At 73.7% G+C, this 410-nt stretch carries 1 protein-coding gene; it reads right to left on the reverse strand.

The window, feature by feature from the left end; genetic code table 11:
• Nucleotides 1-2 precede the first annotated feature (2 nt).
• The coding region (locus FNX44_RS27725) for a methionyl-tRNA formyltransferase (protein WP_369123545.1) at nucleotides 3-410 on the reverse strand (408 nt) is incomplete at its 5' end.

Below are 410 nucleotides of genomic sequence, written 5' to 3' on the forward strand. Positions count from 1 at the left end.
GCTTATGCCCCCACGTGCAGGTCGCGGCGGGCATTGAGGTAGTCGGCGGCGGTGATCGCCTTGCCGCCTTCGCGCTGCAGCGTGCGCAGCCGCAGCGCGCCCTGGCCGCAGGCGATGTCGATACCATCGCGGCTGGCCGCCAGCACCGCCCCCGGCGCCTGGCCGTGGGCCAGGTCAAGAGCGACCGCGCCGTGGATGCGCACGCGCTCGCCGGCCAGCGTGGCCTCGGCGATCGGCCACGGATTGAAGGCGCGCACGGTGCGCGCCAGTGCATCGGCGTCCTGTGCCCAGTCCAGGCGGGCTTCGGCCTTGTCCAGCTTGTGCGCGTAGGTCACGCCCTGCTCGGGCTGCGGCCGCGCGATCGGCTTGATGCCGGCACGCAGCAGGCCCAGGCCGTCTGACAGCACCTG

Origin of the sequence: Streptomyces alkaliterrae (genome assembly GCF_007097205.2) — a bacterium.
GTDB lineage: Bacteria > Actinomycetota > Actinomycetes > Streptomycetales > Streptomycetaceae > Streptomyces > Streptomyces alkaliterrae.